Raw genomic sequence first — 15,916 nt, 5'->3', positions numbered from 1 at the left:
GGTTCAGTCGCGCAGGGGTTCCATGGCGATGATTCGAGCCGGGGCTCCGTCGATCCCTACCAGAGGGAGCGGCAGACAGATGACGAAGGACTCGGCGGAGAGTTCTGCCGTGTTGACGAGGCACTCCGCCAGCACGCACCCGGCACCGAGCAGGATGCGATGCACGTCGTGCAGGTGTGTGAGCGACGGTGTGGGAGTGTCTATGCCGACAAAGCGAACACCCGCCTCGACGAGAAGCTCCGCGGCCTCCGGCGTCATCTCAGCGAATCCCTCCCAATACGCGGAGGTGCCCAGCCGGGTGTCCCAGCCTGAGCGAAGGATCACCCTGCCGGCGGAGCGGATGCGTTGGATAGAATCTGCAAGATGTGCCGCGGTGAGAGGTGTTCCGGGAGCCGCAGTCACGTCGACGACGGCGACGCGACCGATCATCGATTCCAGAGGCAGACGTTCGTTGGTCGGGCCTCCAGCGATGAAATGCGAGGGGGCGTCGACGTGCGTGCCGAGCTGACTGAAGATGTCGACGCTCCACATCTCGATGCCCGAATCCTGATGCGTCGAGAATGGAGTGAAGCGAGCTGTCGGCTCGCCCGGAAAGGCGTCCATCCCGTGCGCGATCGGGATCGTCAGGTCGATGAATCTGTTCCGGGCACCGTCACCCTCGCTGTCCTGAGTCATGTTCGTAGTATACTCAAACTGGTCTTACCGGATAGACCAATTATCCGGTCCAGGAGGAAGCCATGAAAGACGGCACGAGCACGCAACGGGCGCGCGTCGCCGACGACCTGTTGCGGGAGATCCGCGAGGGACTTCACCCGGTGGGCGGGAAGCTCCCGTCGGAACGACAGCTCGCGGAGACCTACGGCGTCAGCCGTCCGGTCGTCCGAGAAGCGCTGGGGATGCTGAGCATGCTCGACGTGATCGATGTGCAGATGGGAAGGGGGGCGTTCGTCGTCAATGCGGACGTCTCCACAGAACAGACGACGGACTACGGCCTGATCGATGTCGTCGATGCGCGCGAGGCGATCGAGTCGGGGGCCCTCCGCCTCGCTGCGGTACGCGCCGATACACACGAGAAGGCCGCGGTGCGTGCCGCGTTGGACGCGCTCGAGCGTGCTGTGCGTAGCGCGGACGACACCTCCGCCGCGGACCTGGAGTTACACAGGGCGATCGTGCGAGCGGCGCGTTCGCCATTGTTGCAAAAGCTGTGGGACGACATCAACGACGAGATCGCGCAGACCATCCGCGTCAGCCCGCACGGACGGGCGATGAGTCAGGAGATCCTCGCGGACCATCGCGCTCTCGCCGAGGGCGTGATCGACGGCGAGCTGGTCGGCGCACTCGCCGCGACACGGGCGCTGTATGACCACCACCGGGACTTCCTCCGCTCGCTGCTCGGCTGAGCCTGCTCGCCCCCCGGGCGGAGCCCCCGCCGGTCCGGCGGGGCCTGGCTGCTTTCGGGGTACTCAGCCGAGCCGCTCCAGGGCCCACTCGGCGTTGGCTGCCAGAAGCCCTCCGTCGACAGTGAGGAGCGCGCCGTTGATGAAGGAGGCGAGCGGGCTGGCGAGGAACGCGACCACGGCGCCGACCTCATGCGGCTCGCCGACGCGGCCGACTGGATAGATCGCAGACATGCGTTTCTCGGCGCCGCGCGCATCGCCGGTCGCATCCCATGCCCTGGTGGTCAGCGGGGTGCGTATCGCTCCTGGGAGAACGGCGTTCACTCTCAGTCGGCCGGCGTACTCGAGCGCGGCCGTGCGCGTGAGGTTAATCACAGCGCCTTTGCTCACGCTGTAGACCGCCAGAGCGGGGTCGCCCGTGACTCCGAGCACTGAACCCATGTTGATGATCGCGCCCCCGGCCGGCGCATCGGCGCCGAACTCGCGCGTCATCTCGACCGCGCCGATGACGTTCACGCGCAGCAGCCGTTCAAGATCTTCCAAACTCGTCTCGCCCAAGCGCTGCTCGTACTGGATCGCCGCGTTGTTCACGAGAATGTCTGCACCTTCGGCCCGGCGAAGTACGTCGCGGCGGGCCGAGGGGTCGGTCACGTCGCCGACCACTGCCACGTCGGGCGCGCTGGAGCTGGGAAGGCTCGGGTCGAGCGAGAGCACACGGGCTCCTGCGGCCTGCAGTGCGGTGACGCACGCCGCGCCTATGCCGGCGGAGCCGCCGGTGACCACGGCCGTGCGTCCGGACAGATCGATTGCGATCATCGGTTTCCCCTCACGGCCGTCAGACCTTCCTCGATCGCGACCAGGACATGGTCGACCTGTGAATCGGTTACGGCGGTACTCAGGCACCCCGTTCCGCGAGGCATGATGAGCACGCCCCGGTTCAGCATCTCAAGTCGCAGCGCCGAGAACAACGACGTGTCGGCGGCGCGGAATGCTCGGAACGACCGCACGTCCACATCCGAGATCGAGATGTTGAACATCGATCCGATGCCGTTCACCCGTACCGGGACGCCCGCGCGACCGAAACGGTCGCGGATGCCGCTCCGAAGCCTCTCGGTTCGACGCTCGAGACCTTCATATGCGGCGGGATCCAGTTCGGCCATCGCGGCCTGCCCCGCCGCGAGGGCGACGGGGGTCGCGGTGAACGTGCCCGTCTGCAGCACCGCCGGATCCGGGCCCTGCAACGACTCGAACAGTTCTGCACGTCCGCCGAATGCCGCGAGCGGGTGACCTCCGCCCATGATCTTGCCGAGGGCGACGAGGTCGGGCGTATATCCCCAGATGCCCTGCGCGCCATGGAAGCCGGCCCGCAGCGACTGTACCTCGTCGAAGAGCACGAGCGCGCCGTGCCCATGAGCGATCTCGAAGATCGCGTCGAGGAATGCGGGTTCTGCCGTGACAAGCGCGGCGTTTCCGAGGAACGGTTCAACCACGACCACGGCGATCTCTCCGCCCCAGCGAGCGAAGGCGGCCCGAACGGATTCGGGATCGTTGTAGACCGCTGTGATGGTGCCCGTCGGTTCGAGTCCTGCCGACGCCGGACGCGCAGGCACGGCGGTGCCACTATCGAGGGTGGGCGAGACGGCGATGTCCTGGTAGAGCTCGTTGTGCGAACCGTGGAACCCGCCCTCGAATTTCAGCACACGCGTGCGTCCAGTAGCCACGCGACCCATGCGCACGGCGAAGCCGACAGCCTCCGAGCCAGTGGTCGTGAAATGGAGACGTTCCGCGGCGGGAATGCGGCCGCGGAGTTCGGCGGCGAACTCGGCTTCCAGCGTGTGCGCGGCGCCGATCGCGGATGAGACCGCGAGTTGCGCGGTGGCAGCACGGGTGGTCCCAGGATGTCCGTGGCCGTGCGGCAGGCTCGTGTAGTTGTTTACGAGGTCGATGTAGTCGTTGCCGTCGACGTCGGTGATGACCGCTCCGGCCGCGTCGGCAGCGTAGAACGGATACGGCTCGAACGCGAGGGTCGCGCGCGACACTCCACCGGGAATGATTCGTCGCGCTTCGTCGAACAGGCGCTTCGAGGTCGGCGTCCTGTGCGTATAGAGCTCCAGCGCCGAGGTGACCGTGGTCATGACCCCTCCTTGGGATGTTGCGATCTTGTTTCGCCTGCGTTATTTCCGCTCGACGTGCTTGCGTCTTGGATTCGATCTGCGGTATTACTGGTTATACCAGTCGGACCACCCACCCTGCAATCCCGCACGCCGGTGATGTGGACCTCGAAGAGGAGTGACCATGCGTACCAGAAGCCTTTCCGTCGCCTTCGGCGCGACGAGCGTCGCGGCGCTCGTTCTCACCGGATGCTCCGGGACATCATCCGATTCCGGTTCCGGCTCGACCGGCTCAGAATCCGTAGCGATGATGGTGCCCGGCACCGCCGGCGACGGCGGATTCTTCGATCAGGCCATTACGGGCGTGGAGGCCGGCGCCGAGCAGGCCGGTTGGACCACTCAGATCGTGGAGGCCGGGTACGAGCCCACCCGTTGGCAACCTGCGCTCGACGATCTCGCCAACGGTGAGAGCGCCACGATCATCACGTCGACCTTCGCCATGGTCGACCTGCTCACACAGGCGGCCACCCGCTTCCCCGACAAGCAGTTCGCGATCTTCGACGCCGTGGTCGACGCTCCGAACGTCTACTCGATCACCTACCGCTATGACGAGACCGGCTTCCTTGCCGGAGTGCTCGCCGGACTGCTCGAGACATCCTCCGGTGTCGACCGCGTCACCGGCACCGGCGTCGTCGGAGTCGTCGGGGGTCAGGACATCCCGACCATCAACGACTACATCGACGGTTTCGAGGCCGGAGTCGCCTCCGTAGCTCCCGACGTGAAAGTGCTGAAGGCATATGCGGGTTCGTTCGCCGACCCGGTCAAGGGTAAGGCGATCGCCGCCGACATGATCGGACAGGGGGCCGAGATCGTTTTCACCGCGTCCGGAGGCACCGACACCGGCGTCTTCGAGGCGGCTGCAGACGGCGAGGTCTGGGCGATCGGCAACGCCGAGGTGCAGACGACGAGTCCGGAGATCAACGGGACCCCGGTGGTCCTTACCGCGGCGACCACGAGCACACGGGAGTCGGTGCAGGACGCCGTCGCCCAGGCCGGCGCTGGCACCCTGCCAGTGGGAGAGACGCGCTCGTTCGGCGTGGCGGACGGATCGATCTGGATCGTGGAGTCCGACCTGTACACGGAGACCGTCCCGCAGGAGATCCGGGATCAGGTGGATGCGATCACCGAGGCCGTGGCGGCAGGCGAATACGAATCCCTCCTGACGGGCGAGTGACATGACCCGGACACTGCAGGCCTCGTCGTCGGAGGGCGGAGCGCCCCCCGAGGACGAGGTCGTGCTCACGCTCCACGACATCGTCAAGAGGTACGGCGGTGTCGCGGCGAACGACGGTGTGAATCTCACCCTCCGTCGGGGCACCGTGCACGCGGTGCTCGGCGAGAACGGCGCGGGCAAGTCGACGCTCATGAAGATCCTCTTCGGCGTGGAACGACCCGACTCCGGCCAAGTCGTCATCGACGGCGCGGTTCAGGACTTCCGCCGACCCGGCGATGCCATCGCCGCGGGTGTCGGAATGGTGTTCCAGCACTTCGGTCTCGTCGGCGAGCTCACTGCCCTGGACAACATCTCGCTCGGCGCAGAAGTCAGTTCACCCCTCGGTGTGAAACGATCCGTCGCCCGCGCACGCATCGCTCAGGTCGCCCAGGAGTCGGGGCTCGCTGTGCCGCTCACCCGGCGCGTCGATCAGCTCACCATCGCTCAGCAGCAACGAGTGGAGATCCTCAAGGCCCTCTACCGAGGCGCCCGCATCCTGATCCTCGATGAGCCGACCGCTCTGTTGGCCCCGCAAGAGCGCCTCGGGCTCTTCGAGGCGGTGCGACGTCTGCGTGCCTCCGGGGTCTCCGTCCTCTTCATCACGCACAAGCTCGAGGAGGTCGAGCTGCTCACGCAGGACATCACCGTCATGCGACACGGTCGCGTCGTGGCCGCACACCGGACGGGCTCGGTCACGACCGATCGGCTGGTGTCGGACATGGTCGGTGGAGAGAGTCCGGTGGTGACGCGCTCCGGCCGCGCACCGGGGGAGGATGTCATGACCGTCACGGATCTCGATGTGGCGGCCGACTCCTCAGCCCGCGTCCAGGGGGTCTCGCTGAGCGTGCGGAGCGGCGAGATCCTCGGGCTCGTCGGAATCGACGGGCAGGGGCACCAGACGTTCTGTCAGGCCCTCGCCGGTGCGCGCCCGCGCACGGGCGGTCAGATCTTCTTCGACGGTCAGGTGCGCACCCGATGGGATCGCCTCACGGCCATGCGCCGAGGGGTGTCCTACGTTCCCGAAGACCGCCTGATGGCCGGCGTCGCGCGCGACCTCTCGATCCGGGAGAACCTCATCGCCAACCGTCTGACCGATCCTCGATTCGTCCGCGGCGGCTTCCTCCGCCGACGCGCCTCGAGGTCCCACGCCGACGAGATGATTGCACGGTTCGACATTCGCTGTCGTGACGCGGAACAACGAGCGGGCACGCTGTCCGGCGGCAACATCCAGAAGATCGTCCTGGCCCGCGAGATCTCGACCGACCCACGGCTGTTGATCGTGTGCGAGCCGACTCGTGGGCTGGACATCGGGGCCATCGCGAGTGTCCACCAGCGTCTGTCCGACGCTGCGGATCGGGGCGCCGCGGTGATCGTGCAGTCCAGCGATCTCGACGAGGTTCTGGCGATCGCCGACCGCATCGTCATCTTCCGCGAGGGGAGAGCGGTGGCCGACCTGCAGAACTCTGAAGACGTCGACATCGCGCGTCTGGGCACCCTGATGCTCGGAGACAAGACCGAGGAATCCCCATGAGAATGTCCATCCGTCCGAAGACCGCCGTCACAGTCGGCCTCGTCCTGCTCGGCGTCGTCGTCGGTCTCTACGGCCTCTTTGCTCTGACGAGCGATAACCCGATGTCCGCACTTCAGGGTCTGTTCTCGGGTGCGGTCTCGAGCCCGGGCCGCATCGCGCAGTGGCTGTCGTATGCAAGCTTCCTGATGATCACGGGAGCCAGCGTGTGCCTGGTGTTCCGCGTGGGGATGTTCTCGATCGGCGCCGAAGGTCAGGTGTTCGTCGCGGCCCTGCTCTCGGGCGCTCTCGTGCTGATGCTCGGTCCCTCGCCGTTCGCGCTACCGCTCGCGATCGTCGCGGCCGCCCTCGCAGGATTTCTCTGGGGAGTGATCTCCGGTCTGATGAAGGCCTATCTCGGCGCCGACGAGATCGTCACGACGCTCATGATGAATTACATCGCGACCTTCCTGTTCGCGTTCGTCGTCAAGGAGTTCCTGCAACCCGCCGACGCAGGATTCCCGGTGTCGGAGTTCTTCGATCCGTCGTCGTGGTTCCCCACGGTCGGATCGAGTCCGGCGATCTCGACCACCCTCGTCCTGGGTGTGGCGGTCTGCCTCATCACGAGCCTCGTGCTCAACCGCAGCCGTTTCGGATACCGATTGCGCGTCGTCGGATCGAGTCCGCGGTTCGCCCACGCCAACGGCATGCCCGTGGCGCGACTCATCTGGCTGTCGATCGCCGTCTCCGGTGCTGTCGCCGGTCTCGCGGGTGCGGCCATCGCCTTCGGAGGCACGAACCGTCTCATCCTCGGCATGGCGACCGGCATCGGCTTCGATGGCATCCTCGTCGCTCTGCTCGCAGCGAATCGTCCGATCCTCGTGCCGGTCATGGCCTTGGCCTACGGCTTCCTCCGCACCGGAGGCGACGTCATCCAGATCACATCCAACGTCCCGCGCGACATCGTGGTGGTGCTCCAGGGAGTGATCATCCTCGTGCTCGCCGCCGGCATGCGGTATTGGGAGCAGCGGGCGGATCGCACCGTGGTCGATCCGGCCGCGTCGAGCACCACCGTGGCCCTGGCGACCGCGCACCCGGCGAAGTCCCTGCTCGGCCGCCCGAAGGGCGCTTCAGGCCGACCGACCACTTCCGCATCCGACACCTCCTCCGTCGACGTGACTCCCACGGCGGAAGAGGACACCGAAAGGAGCAGCCGTGTTCCTCGCCAGCGTTCTTGAGCTCGCCACGCCTCTCATCCTCGCCGCCCTCGGGTGCCTCCTCACGGTGCGCGCCGGGGTGGTGAACATCGGACTCGACGGCATGATGCTCGGGGGCGCGTTCGTCGGAGCCGCCGTGTCGGCCACCGTGCTCGGTCCGTGGGTGGGGTTGCTCGCAGCGGGCGCGATCGGCGCCATCCTGGCCATGATCCTCGCGGTCGCGCACCTGCGCTTCGGCGCCGACATCATCCTCTCCGGCATCGCCGTGAACCTCCTCGCCGCCGGCGGGACGGTGCTCGCACTGGTCGCGCTCACCCGAGATACAGGCACGGCGCAGAACGTCCGGTCGACCCCGCTGCCCGCCGTGGAGCTGCCCTTCCTGTCGGGCATCCCGGTGCTCGACGCCCTGTCCGCCGCATCTCCACTGACCTGGCTCCTCATCCTGGGCGTTCCGGTGTTCGTCTGGATGTACTTCAACTCCCGCTGGGGTCTCTGGACGCGGGCGGTCGGCGACAATCCATCGGCCGTCATCGAAGCCGGCATCTCGCCTCAGCGCGTGCAGTGGAGCGCGCTGATCACGTCGGGCGCATTGGCTGGGCTCGCCGGAGCCCAGCTCTCACTGTTCACGACCAGTACCTTCGTGCGCGACATGGTGCAGGGCCGCGGATTCATCGCGCTCGCCGCGGTGTACCTCGGACTCAAGCATCCGATCGGCACACTGCTGGCCGCCTCTGCCTTCGGGCTCTTCGAGGCGCTCGCAACGGTGCTGCAGGTGCGCACCACCATTCCCACCGACCCGATCCTGGCACTGCCCTATGTCGTCACCATCCTCGCGCTCGCCGTCAGCGGCATGCGCTACCTCGTCAAGAAAGGCGGGTTGAGACTCGTATGAGCATCACCTCCCTCCCGGCCGCATCACGGCGCGCGCAAACGCACGACGCGGCGACCCTCGACCGTCAAAGCTGGCCGATCGCCGCGGGACTACTGCAGTTCCCCGACCCTCTGCCCGACGGGACGAGCGTGCGCGCCCTCGGCCCCGACGCCTGGCGAGCCAGTCTGCTCCAGGTCGCCGACGCCGGATTCGATCAGGTCGAGCTCACCGACGTGTGGCTGAAGGCCGGCGATCTCGACGCTGCGGAACGCGCGGAGTTGCGCGCCGCGGCGGACGACGCCGGTCTCAGGATCGCCGCCGTCGCAGCGATCCGTCGATCGGTGATCCACGCCGATTCCGCGAAGGCCAACCTCGCGTACAGCCACCGCTCGATCGATGCCGCCGCGGAGCTCGGGGCACCCGTCTTCTCGCTCGGGCTGCACGAGCCTCTTCATCCCGCGCAGAAGCAGGCGCTGTGGTTCTGGACCGAATCGGGCGCCGTCAACGACCCCGCGGACCTTCACCGGTGGGATGCTGCGGTGCGCAGCATCCGGGAACTTGCCGATCACGCGAGCGAGGTCGGCGTGCTGCTCACCCTGGAGATGTACGAGGACACGTACCTCGGTACCGCCGAGTCATCGGTGCGACTCGTCGAGGAGATCGACCGTGACAACGTCGGGCTCAACCCCGACACGGGGAACCTCATCCGCCTGCACCGTCCCATCGAGGACTGGCGCGAGGTTCTCACCCGCGTGCTGCCATACACGAACTATTGGCATGTCAAGAACTACGCGCGTGATGAGGATGCGACAGCGGGTCTTTACACTGCCGTCCCCACCTCGATGGCGCTCGGCCTCATCGACTACCGCTGGGCTGTGCAGGAGGCGATCGCCGCTGGTTTCGCGGGCACCATCACCTGCGAGCACTACGGCGGCGACGGATTGAGCGTCAGTGCGCAGAACCGCGACTACCTGCGAACCATCCTCCCGCGTACCGCTCCGACGGAAGGACACCGCCCATGACCAGAGTCATCGACACGGTCGAGGAGTTCGCCGACGACGCCATCGACGGTCTCGTCGCAGCATACGGGCGCTACGTGCGACGCGTCGACGGGGGTGTGGTGCGCAGCACCGCGACGACTCCGGGGCGGGTCGCGGTCGTGATCGGCGGGGGCTCAGGCCACTACCCGGCGTTCGCCGGCATCGTCGGACCCGGATTGGCGACAGGCGCGGTATGCGGGAACGTGTTCACATCGCCATCGGCCGGACAGGCGTATCGAGTGGCGAAAGCGGCCGACAGCGGAGGCGGCGTCCTGTTCAGCTTCGGAAACTACGCCGGCGACGTCCTGCACTTCGGCCTCGCTGCTGAGCGCCTCGCCGGCGACGGGATCGACGTGCGGACGGTGCTCGTGACGGATGATATCGCAAGCGCCCCGGCCGAGGAGCAAGCCAAGCGGCGAGGAATCGCCGGTGACTTCGCGGTCTTCAAGATCGCCGGAGCCTCGGCGGATCGAGGCGATTCTCTCGACGAGGTCGAGCGTCTCGCCCGTCTCGCAAACGCCCGCACCCGAACACTGGGAGTGGCCTTCTCCGGATGCACGCTGCCGGGCGCGACGGAGCCGTTGTTCACCGTTCCGGATGGGCAGATGTCCGTCGGGCTCGGAATCCACGGGGAACCGGGAATCCGCGATGTGCCGTTGGCAACGGCGTCCGATCTCGCGTCCACGCTGGTGAAAGCCCTTCTTGCGGAGCGGCCCGACGGAGCCGATGGCCGGGTGGCGGTTCTCGTCAACGGGCTGGGATCGGTCTCGTACGAGGAGCTCTTCGTGGTCTTCGGTGCCGCGGGCCGACTTCTTCGCGACGCGGGTCTCGACCTGGTCGAACCGGAGTGCGGTGAACTCGTCACGAGTCTCGACATGGGCGGGTTGTCCCTCACACTCGTGTGGCTGGATGACGAGCTCGAACCGCTGTGGCGTGCGGCGGCGGCGACTCCCGCGTACCGCAAGGGAGCGCTGGAGATGGGGCAGGCGACCGCCGAGCTGGTCGGAGAGGTTGCCGAAGACGCCGGGTTCACCGCCGAAACGGCGACCCTCGCCCGGCTGGCCCCGGCAGTACTGGAGGCCGCAGGTCTCGTGCGGGCGGCTCTCGTCGAACATCAGGAAGAGTTGGGCCGAATCGATGCGATCGCCGGAGACGGAGATCATGGCATCGGGATGGCGCGCGGAATCGCCGCCGCCGACGACGCGGCCCGGTCCGCTGTCGAGTCCGGCGCCGGCGCTCATGCCGCGCTCACGGCCGCCGCCGATGCTTGGTCGGAACGAGCCGGCGGTACCTCGGGAGCCCTCTGGGCCGCCGCCATCTCCGCGGCGGCGGGAGCCTTGCGCGACGGGGGCGGTGGGAATGCGGATGCCGTGGTGTCCGCCGTCGAGGCGGGGCTCGCTGCTGTTCAGCGGCTGGGTAAGGCCGAGGTCGGCGACAAGACGATGGTCGACGCGTTCGAGCCTTTCGCCGCCGAACTGCGCGCGCGCCACGACGGTGGAACGTCACTGTCGGACTCCTGGTCCTTCGCGGTCGACGTCGCGCGACGCGCCGCCCATGAGACCGCGTCCCTCGCCCCGCGGCTCGGCCGAGCGCGCCCGCTTGCCGAACGCAGCATCGGTCACCCCGACGCCGGAGCAATCTCCTTCGGGTACATCGTGGAGGCACTCTCACACATGGAGGTGGACGCATGACGCAGTGGCGCATCGTTGTCGGCAGCGACGACGCAGGATTCGAATACAAGGAAGCGCTGAAACGCGATCTCGAGGGTGATCCGCGGGTCGTCTCCGTGGTCGACGTCGGCGTTGATGCCGACGGGCATACGCCGTACCCGGATGTCGCCGCGTCAGCAGCGAGGCAGGTCGCGGCAGGTGACGCTGATCGCGCGCTGCTCGTCTGCGGGACGGGCCTCGGTGTCGCGATCGCTGCGAACAAGGTTCCCGGCATCCGTGCGGTGACCGCGCACGACTCGTACTCCGTGGAGCGCTCGGTGCTGTCAAACGATGCGCAGGTGCTCACGATGGGCCAGCGGGTGGTCGGCCTCGAGCTTGCTCGGCGGCTCGTCAGCGAATGGCTCGGCTACCGCTTCGATCCGGAGAGCGCTTCCGCGGCCAAGGTCGACCGTATTCGATTGCTGGAGGCGAAATCATGACAGACAGGGGCGGTGCCGACGGTGGCTCGGCCGGCGAGAATGGGGACGGAAGGATGATGATGACTCAGCGCGCTGAAGACCTCGCCGCCGACAGTCCGGTTCGGGAGGATCGACCCGACCGTGCACGTCTCGTGGGTTCATTGGGGGTGTCGTCGATCGTCTTCATGGTCGTGGCTGCCGCCGCCCCGCTGACCGTCGTCGGCGGGGGAGTGCCACTCGGCATCCTGATCGGCAACGGTGTCGGATTTCCCACCATGTATGCTGCGGCCGCCGTCCTCCTCGTTCTCTTCGCCGTCGGCTTCGCGATGATGGCGCGCCATGTTCCGCGCCCGGGAGCGTTCTACACCTTCATCCGCTACGGTCTCGGCGAACGATCGGGTCTCGCCGCTGCCTACGTGGCCGTCGTGGCATACACGATGAGCCAGGTTGCCGTGTTCGGCTATATCGGTTATATCCTCGGCAACGCCGTCGCTGCCGTCGGCAGGCCGGACATCCCCTGGTGGCTCTTCGCGCTCGCTTCCATCGCCGTCGTAGGCATCCTCGGCTATCGCGACATCGATCTGTCTTCCAAGGTGCTCGCTGTCGTGCTGATCGCCGAGGTCGCGGTGGTGCTCGTAATCGTCGGTGCTGTAACGGTGTCAGGAGGCGCGGAGGGTCTCTCCCTCGCCCCGTTCGCGCCCGCGAATGTGCTCAGCGGGTCGCCCGGCGTCGGACTGATGTTCGGTGTCGCGGCCTTCATCGGGTTCGAGTCGACCGCCGTTTATCGTGACGAGGCGCGTGATCCCCACCGCACCATCCCCCGGGCGACCTACCTCTCGGTCATCCTCGTCGGCGTCTTCTATGTGATCGCGTCCTGGGGGATGATCATGGCCTGGGGACCGTCGAAGATCATGGACGTCGTCGCCGAGGACCCCGGCTCGACCATTCTGGTAACGGCGGCGAAGTACTTCGGTGCCGCGGGAGCCACGATCACGAACGTGCTGCTGGTGAGCTCGATGTTCGCATGCGTCCTGTCGTTCCACAACGTGATCAGCCGCTATCAGCACTCGATGGCGATGTCGGGCACTCTTCCCCGGCGGCTCGCCCATGTGCATGCACGCCACCGTTCACCGCATGTCTCCTCGCTGGTGCAGACGTCGACCGCAGCGGTGCTCGTCGTGCTGTTCGCGGTGCTCGGACTCGACCCAGTTCGGCAGGTGTTCGGCTGGTTCTCCAGCGGTGCCGTGCTCCCCGTCGTCCTGATCATGGCCGCCACCTCCGTCGCCGTCATCGTCTACAGTCGACGCGAGCGGGTCTCAGAGTCGATGTGGTCCCGCATCGTCGCGCCGGGTCTGGCCTTCGTGGGCCTCATTGGAGCTGCGGTGCTCATCATCGCCAATTTCCCGACTCTCGTCGGAGACGTCGATGGGAAAGGGGTTCCCGCGTTCGGAATCGTGAGTGCGATTCTGCTCGGCGCAATGGTGATCTCAGCGATCATGGGCTGGGTACAGGCGACCGTGAAGTTGTCTCGTTCGCGCCGCGCTACCTAGAGCAGGCTCGTGATCGCCGGATCCTTGCGGGCCACCTCGGCTGCGGTCGCGAGGATCACCTTCCGCATGGCGGCGACCGCGACGGCGGGCGTCACATCGGAGCGGTGGGCGAGGCTCACGACGCGGGTCATCATCGGGTGCGTCAGCCGCACGGATCGCAGCGCCGGGCGATCGAGAAGCACCATCGCCGGCACCACAGCCACGCCGAGACCGCGTTCGGCGAAGCGGAGCACGGCATCCATCTCGGCCCCCTCCAGCACCGGCGTCGGGTCGAGGCCCGCCGAGCGGAATGCGGCATCCGTCGTGGCGCGCAGTTCGTACGTGGCGTCGAGGGCGATCAGCGGAAGCGTGGCGAGATGATCGAGCCCGATCGCGGGGGTGACCGCCACCGGTGGGCGGGAAGCGGCAGAGACGACGACGAGCTCCTCGGTGAGCAGCGGCGTGCGCGTGAGGCTGAAGCCCGACGGCGGCGGCCCGTCGGACTCGGTGATGAGCGCGATGTCGACGGCGCCGACGGCGAGTTGCTCGACGAGCAGACGAGAGCCGCTCTCGATGAGGTGCAGGTCGACGTCGGGGTGCGCGGCGTGGAAGTCGCTGAGCGCCTCGGCCACGAGACTGATGCACAGCGTGGGAGGAGCGCCGAGCCGCACGCGTCCGCGGCGCAATCCCTGCAGCTCTTCCATCTCATCGCGGATGGCGTCGGCTTCGGCGAGCATGCGCTGCGCACGCGGAAGCAGTGTCTCACCGGCGGCGGTGAGCGCGATGTGACCGCGTGCGCGATGGAACAGCTCGGCACCCAGTTCGCGCTCCAACGTGGAGATCTGGCGGCTCAGCGACGGCTGCGCCAGATGCAGGTGCTCTGAGGCGCGGGTGAAGTGGCCGAGGCGGGCAACCTCGACGAACCCACGCAACTGCTCGAGGTTCATAGTCATAGCGTAGCTGCATCGTTCGAAGAGGAACTATGCATTGGAGTACTGACGACCGCCTGACTAGCGTGGATTTCATGAGTACACGCGAACGTCAGATCTCCACCACGGTCCTCGTCATCGGGACCGGCGGCTCCGGCCTGCGGGCGGCGATCGAGGTCGCCGAGCACGGAATCGACGTCCTCGCCGTCGGCAAGCGCCCCCGACAGGATGCCCACACCTCGCTCGCGGCCGGCGGCATCAACGCCGCTCTCGGAACCATGGATGCCGACGACAGCTGGCAGCAGCACGCCGCCGACACGATCAAGGAGAGCTACCTGCTCGCCAACCCGCACACCGTCGAGATCGTGACGCAGGGCGCGGAGCGCGGCATCCGCGATCTCGAACGCTGGGGCATGGACTTCGCGCGCGAGGACGACGGCCGCATCTCACAGCGCTTCTTCGGAGCGCACACGTTCCGCCGCACCGCCTTCGCCGGGGACTACACCGGCCTCGAGATCCAGCGGACTCTCGTCCGCAAGGCCGAGCAGCTCGAGGTCCCGATCCTCGACCACGTCTACATCACCCGCCTGCTCGTGCGCGACAACGTCGTGTTCGGCGCGTACGGCTTCGACCAGGCCGACGGCACGCGTTACCTCATCCATGCGGATGCCGTGATCCTCGCCGCCGGCGGGCACAACCGCATCTGGCGGCGCACCTCCTCCCGACGCGATGAGAACACCGGCGACTCGTTCCGCCTCGCGGTCGACGCCGGGGCACGTCTGCGCGACCCCGAGCTGGTGCAGTTCCACCCGTCCGGCATCATCGAGCCCGAGAATGCCGCGGGCACGCTCATCTCCGAAGCGGCACGCGGCGAGGGCGGCATCCTGCGCAACGCGCTCGGCGAGCGGTTCATGGAGAAATACGACCCCGAGCGGATGGAGCTGTCGACCCGCGACCGCGTCGCACTCGCCGCCTACACGGAGATCGCCGAAGGACGCGGGACCGAGAACGGCGGCGTCTGGCTCGACGTCTCCCACCTGCCGCGTGAGACGATCATGACCCGTCTGCCCCGCGTCTACCAGACGATGATGGAGCTGCAGATGCTCGACATCACGACCGACCCGATCGAGATCGCGCCCACGGCGCACTACTCGATGGGCGGCGTGTGGGTGCGTCCCGAAGATCACCAGACCGATGTCGACGGGCTGTACGCGATCGGCGAGGCATCGAGCGGACTGCACGGCGCGAACCGGCTCGGCGGCAACTCGCTGATCGAGCTTCTCGTGTACGGACGCATCGTCGGGCAGGCGGCCATCGCGCATGCGGCGGGACTCGACGCGCAGCGCCGCTCGGCGGATGCCGTCGCTCAGGCGCGCGCTGAGATCGACGACCTGCTGAGCGCGGACGGACGCGAGAACGTGCGGGCCCTGCAGCGCGCGATCCGCAACCTGATGACCGACTACGCCGGCGTCGTCCGTTCCGAGGAGGGGCTGCTCGCCGGTCTCGCGGACCTCGACATGATCGAGGGGCGCATGGAGGACATCGGCATCCATCCCGACATCGCCGGGTTCCAGGATCTGGCGCATGCCTTCGACCTCAAGGCGTCGGCCCTCGCCGCACGCGCCACACTCGAGGCGGCGCTGGAGCGCCGTGAGACCCGCGGATGCCACAACCGCAGCGACTTCCCCGACACCGACCCGACGCTGCAGGTGAACCTGGTGTGGAGCCCGCGCGACGGCGTGACGCGCGAGCCGATCCCGGAGATCTCCGCCGAGATCACGGAGCTCATGTGCGAGGTCGACACCGAGGGCAAGCTCGTCGAGTAGCGGCGCTCGACCCACCGACCGGCTCAGGGCCCGGGGCTCAGTGGCTCCTTACCCTCCCTCGGGTTCCTGAGCCCGGGTTGTGGCTCCG

Annotated in this window: 14 protein-coding genes; 10 read left to right on the top strand and 4 right to left on the bottom strand. The window is 67.4% G+C overall.

The features are described from left to right. Window positions 1–3: 3 nt before the first annotated feature. Window positions 4–675: a cyclase family protein gene (locus tag RS85_RS12090; RefSeq protein WP_046013693.1), complete on the bottom strand. Its 672-nt coding sequence runs from the start codon at window positions 673–675 to the stop codon at window positions 4–6. Window positions 676–737: 62 nt separating this feature from the next. On the opposite strand from RS85_RS12090, the gene RS85_RS12085 reads away from it, so the two are divergent. Beyond that, a complete protein-coding gene (locus RS85_RS12085) occupies window positions 738–1,400 on the top strand; it encodes a FadR/GntR family transcriptional regulator (protein ID WP_046013692.1) in 663 nt (220 codons plus the stop codon). Between the two features lie 63 nt (window positions 1,401–1,463). Here RS85_RS12085 and RS85_RS12080 read toward each other — a convergent pair whose 3' ends face one another. Beyond that, window positions 1,464–2,213, bottom strand: coding sequence for an SDR family NAD(P)-dependent oxidoreductase (locus tag RS85_RS12080; protein ID WP_046013691.1), 750 nt, complete (start codon window positions 2,211–2,213; stop codon window positions 1,464–1,466). Beyond that, the gene (locus RS85_RS12075; protein ID WP_046013690.1) at window positions 2,210–3,532 is read right to left on the bottom strand and encodes an aspartate aminotransferase family protein; all 1,323 of its coding nucleotides are present in this window, start codon (window positions 3,530–3,532) and stop codon (window positions 2,210–2,212) included. Before RS85_RS12075 ends, RS85_RS12080 begins: the two co-directional genes overlap by 4 nt. A 160-nt stretch (window positions 3,533–3,692) precedes the next feature. On the opposite strand from RS85_RS12075, the gene RS85_RS12070 reads away from it, so the two are divergent. Genes RS85_RS12070 through RS85_RS12035 form a run of 8 tightly spaced genes read left to right on the top strand, consistent with a single transcriptional unit; the run spans window position 3,693 to window position 13,094 of the window. Further along, a complete protein-coding gene (locus RS85_RS12070; protein ID WP_046013689.1) occupies window positions 3,693–4,742 on the top strand; it encodes a BMP family lipoprotein in 1,050 nt (349 codons plus the stop codon). Between the two features lies 1 nt (window position 4,743). Further along, on the top strand, window positions 4,744–6,312 hold the full coding sequence (locus RS85_RS12065) for an ABC transporter ATP-binding protein (protein WP_046013688.1): 1,569 nt from the start codon (window positions 4,744–4,746) through the stop codon (window positions 6,310–6,312). Then, window positions 6,309–7,526, top strand: a complete 1,218-nt coding sequence (locus RS85_RS12060) for an ABC transporter permease (RefSeq protein ID WP_082087603.1) — start codon at window positions 6,309–6,311, stop codon at window positions 7,524–7,526. Before RS85_RS12065 ends, RS85_RS12060 begins: the two co-directional genes overlap by 4 nt. Further along, window positions 7,504–8,397 carry an ABC transporter permease gene (locus RS85_RS12055; protein WP_046013687.1) on the top strand — a complete coding sequence of 298 codons (894 nt, stop codon included), beginning with the start codon at window positions 7,504–7,506 and terminating at the stop codon, window positions 8,395–8,397. Before RS85_RS12060 ends, RS85_RS12055 begins: the two co-directional genes overlap by 23 nt. Then, window positions 8,394–9,398 (top strand): sugar phosphate isomerase/epimerase family protein, encoded by a 1,005-nt coding sequence (locus RS85_RS12050; RefSeq protein ID WP_082087602.1) that lies wholly within the window; start codon window positions 8,394–8,396, stop codon window positions 9,396–9,398. The genes RS85_RS12055 and RS85_RS12050 overlap by 4 nt, the downstream gene beginning before the upstream one ends. After that, on the top strand, window positions 9,395–11,107 hold the full coding sequence (locus RS85_RS12045; RefSeq protein ID WP_046013686.1) for a dihydroxyacetone kinase family protein: 1,713 nt from the start codon (window positions 9,395–9,397) through the stop codon (window positions 11,105–11,107). The genes RS85_RS12050 and RS85_RS12045 overlap by 4 nt, the downstream gene beginning before the upstream one ends. Next, on the top strand, window positions 11,104–11,565 hold the full coding sequence (locus RS85_RS12040) for a ribose-5-phosphate isomerase (RefSeq protein ID WP_046013685.1): 462 nt from the start codon (window positions 11,104–11,106) through the stop codon (window positions 11,563–11,565). Before RS85_RS12045 ends, RS85_RS12040 begins: the two co-directional genes overlap by 4 nt. Window positions 11,566–11,624: 59 nt before the next feature. Further along, entirely contained in the window at window positions 11,625–13,094 is a 1,470-nt protein-coding gene (locus RS85_RS12035; protein WP_152642413.1) for an APC family permease, read from the top strand. Here the strand turns inward: RS85_RS12035 and RS85_RS12030 are convergent. After that, window positions 13,091–14,026, bottom strand: a complete 936-nt coding sequence (locus RS85_RS12030) for a LysR family transcriptional regulator (RefSeq protein WP_082087601.1) — start codon at window positions 14,024–14,026, stop codon at window positions 13,091–13,093. The two genes, RS85_RS12035 and RS85_RS12030, sit on opposite strands and share 4 nt — an antisense overlap. Window positions 14,027–14,097: 71 nt before the next feature. On the opposite strand from RS85_RS12030, the gene RS85_RS12025 reads away from it, so the two are divergent. Beyond that, window positions 14,098–15,828 (top strand): L-aspartate oxidase, encoded by a 1,731-nt coding sequence (locus RS85_RS12025; RefSeq protein WP_046013682.1) that lies wholly within the window; start codon window positions 14,098–14,100, stop codon window positions 15,826–15,828. The last annotated feature ends 88 nt before the right edge of the window (window positions 15,829–15,916 follow it).

Source organism: Microbacterium sp. SA39, from assembly GCF_000967865.1.
Classification (GTDB): domain Bacteria; phylum Actinomycetota; class Actinomycetes; order Actinomycetales; family Microbacteriaceae; genus Microbacterium.
Note: the sequence above shows the minus strand (reverse complement) of the source record. Positions and strands in the feature narration are given on the sequence as shown.